Here is a 2,768-nt window from a genome sequence, read left to right as displayed (position 1 = left end):
ACGGCTTATCGCGATGTCCCATCATCGGATGATTTCGGGTTTTTCCCGCGCGAATAAGGGCCGGTTCCGTCCTCGCGCATACCTTCTGCCGTCTTGCGCCGCCGGGGTCTCTGGCGCGTCATGGTGATGCCTTTGCGAGGATTATTCTGGCCGACGATGTCCCAATAGGACGCTGGCGCATGCTTTGCGGCGATACCAAGGATCGTTTCAAAGGACACATGACGATAATATCTACGGTTGTAGCGAAAGACGAATTCGTTGAGGTAGACATCAATGTGCTCGCGGCGAAAACCATGATAAGTGCCGAGGCCCCAACGTTTGAGAAGGGCGAAGACTCGGTGAATCCATTGCAGCGGAATGTGCGCCGCCATGTTGCCAATGACACGTGGATCGTGCCGGTAGCCCTCCAGTCCAGGAATTGAAGCGTGACCATCGGAGATTAAGGTAGATCCGGGGGCAATATTGGTAGCAATGAAAGCGTGGATGTTCGGCTTCTCGTTGCTGGGGATGACCGCCAGACGGCAGCGCCCCGACAGGGTGTCGAGGTACTTCGACCCACGAGGCTTGGGTTTCTGTGCCTTTCCGCTGGTTCTATCACGAATCTCGACGGCTTCGATGATCAGGATTTTGCCGGTCTTGAGTGGGCTCCGGGGTGCGTCGTTGTCGTGGAACGGTATCTCGGTCTGATCAATCTCGACGACACCATCCAACAAATCTCGGCTTGGATCAATCATCGAACGCCGCAGTTTTTGTTCCAGCAACCATGCCGAACTGTAGGCGATCCCCATCTGCGCCGCCAACTGTCGGGCCGAAATCCCGTTCGAATGCGTTGCCATAAGATGGGCCGCCCAGAACCAGACCCGCAACGCCAGTTTAGTCCGGTGCATAATCGTGCCTGCAGTCACCGACGTATGGCCACGGCATTCCTTGCACGCGTAGGTGTATGCCAGACTGGTCAGAAGAAAAGCATCTTTGCTGCCGCATTTGGGGCAGACAAACCCGTCCGGCCATCGCCGATCCCGTATCAGACAGTAACAGCTCCTGTCGTCAGGGAACCGTTCCTGGAAATCAAGAAGGGTGAGTTGCTTCGCCATCGGTACGAATCATACCGTGCCAATGGTGAGATTTCAATGACTGATGGGACATCGCGATAAGCCATTATCGAAATCCCATTCTCAAACCTTACAAAGCGCCCCCCATGTTGTCCTGCCAGCGTGCTTACCCCCCTCTAGATGTCTAACTGATGCCTCTAAACACCCGGCCCCTTGCGCGGTTATTGTCCCGCCTGACGGCCCAGGATGATTCGCACACATTAATCAAAGCACTGCGGGATGCCCTGAACTGTCCGTTGTGGTGTGGAAGTTCTAGCCGTCCGCAGATCGAGCCTGACGAGGTACTCCGGTCTGATCACGTATGGCGTTAGTCCGAAAAAAACCGGAGCCTTACCGTCAAGCTCAAATTTTTGGCTAAGCAACACCAATTGGTGCCGCAAATGGGTGAACCGGAATTGACCAGCGAAAAAGACCGCCTCTAGTGATGCTCTCGACCAAAAAAAGTCTTTATATCATGGCCAAGAATTTTGAAATTCCCATCTATCATTTTGGCCTGGAGTTTTCCGTCATGGATAAGTAAAAGTACACTTTTACGGTTGGTTCCCAAAAGCTTGGCGGCTTCGATGCTGGTGTAGAGCTTGTTATTGTTGATTTCGTGGGGGAAGAAAAACTGATGAATCTTCAACCCGCCAAAAACCAAAATCCCGACATCACGCGCCAAAGCCGATGCCGTGCGAATGCCCCCCACTATGGCGGCTGCGTTTGTCATTTTAACCTTCCTTGCCAGATGCTTGTATCGTCAACGTTTGTGCAGGCGACAATTTTGATCCGCTTAAATAATTGAGAACGTTTTGCCCGATGATCCGGTAATTGTTGCCGACCAGCCTGGCGTTGATCTCACCACAACGGATCAGCCTCACCACCTCAAGCCGTTCGACTTTGAGGAACTTTGCAATATCCGCAGTCGAATAAATGGTGTTGGGTTCAAGTTTCTTTTTGAGGGGAAACGTCCCCATCAAAACGACGCCAGCCAAGATATCCGCCAGCTCTGCAAGAATGGTGATTATTGGTCGAATAACCGCCACCCCCGTTCGTCCCACTGTTTCAAATACCGCCATCTCTACCCCGCGTTATATTTCCCTAGTTCATTCTACCCCATTGACGAACAAAACAAAACACAACAATTTAAGTAGTTCGCCCTGAAAAACTCTCAACATATTGATAAATAATGATTCCCTTGGGATTCTAAATATAGGAAAATGCCAGAAAGCAGTCCCGTAACGCTCATTTTCTGGTAGATTCTCATGAAGCCTAAAAAACCCCGCCGCCGTGATGCCGATCTGTTTCGCGAACGTCTGGACGCCATCATCGACATGAAGCATCACTTGATCCGGTTGGCCGGGATGATGCCCTGGTCTTCGTTTGATGAGGCCTTCGGCAAGCACTACAAACCGCTGGGCCGTCCGGCTAAATCGACGCGATTGATGGTCGGTCTGCATTATTTGAAGCACATGCATGATCTGTCGGACGAAGAAGCGGTAGAGCGCTGGGTCGAGAACCCCTACTGGCAATATTTCTGCGGATTTGAGTTCTTTCAACATCATCTTCCCATTGATCCCAGCACCATGACGCGCTGGCGCAAACGGGTTGGCCCAGAGGGCATGGAAAAGGTTTTGGCGGCCACCGTTGGCGTGGCGGTCGAGACCGGGGCGGTGA

General features: G+C 52.3%; 3 protein-coding genes and 1 pseudogene. 1 reads left to right on the top strand and 3 read right to left on the bottom strand.

The window, feature by feature from the left end; genetic code table 11:
- Positions 1–164 precede the first annotated feature (164 nt).
- From BEN30_RS10840 to mamR (BEN30_RS10830), 3 genes and pseudogenes are all read right to left on the bottom strand, one after another.
- Positions 165–1,094, bottom strand: a pseudogene (locus BEN30_RS10840) (IS1595 family transposase); the annotation flags it as partial.
- A 436-nt stretch (positions 1,095–1,530) separates the two neighbouring features.
- On the bottom strand, positions 1,531–1,821 hold the full coding sequence (gene mamR / locus BEN30_RS10835) for a magnetosome protein MamR (protein ID WP_069958371.1): 291 nt from the start codon (positions 1,819–1,821) through the stop codon (positions 1,531–1,533).
- 1 nt (position 1,822) lies between these two features.
- Positions 1,823–2,170: a magnetosome protein MamR gene (mamR, locus tag BEN30_RS10830; protein WP_139134985.1), complete on the bottom strand. Its 348-nt coding sequence runs from the start codon at positions 2,168–2,170 to the stop codon at positions 1,823–1,825.
- Between the two features lie 186 nt (positions 2,171–2,356).
- Here mamR (BEN30_RS10830) and BEN30_RS10825 point away from each other — a divergent pair.
- Positions 2,357–2,768, top strand: a 412-nt coding sequence (locus BEN30_RS10825; protein ID WP_139134984.1) for a transposase, incomplete at its 3' end; no start/stop codon positions are given.

The organism is Magnetovibrio blakemorei (assembly GCF_001746755.1).
Classification (GTDB): Bacteria; Pseudomonadota; Alphaproteobacteria; order Rhodospirillales; family Magnetovibrionaceae; genus Magnetovibrio; species Magnetovibrio blakemorei.
Note: the sequence above shows the minus strand (reverse complement) of the source record. Positions and strands in the feature narration are given on the sequence as shown.

Excerpts from the sequence above, each read along its gene's own strand:
- mamR (WP_069958371.1), bottom strand. The coding sequence starts at position 1,821 with ATGACAAACGCAGCCGCCATAGTGGGGGGCATTCGCACGGCATCGGCT.
- mamR (WP_139134985.1), bottom strand. The coding sequence starts at position 2,170 with ATGGCGGTATTTGAAACAGTGGGACGAACGGGGGTGGCGGTTATTCGA.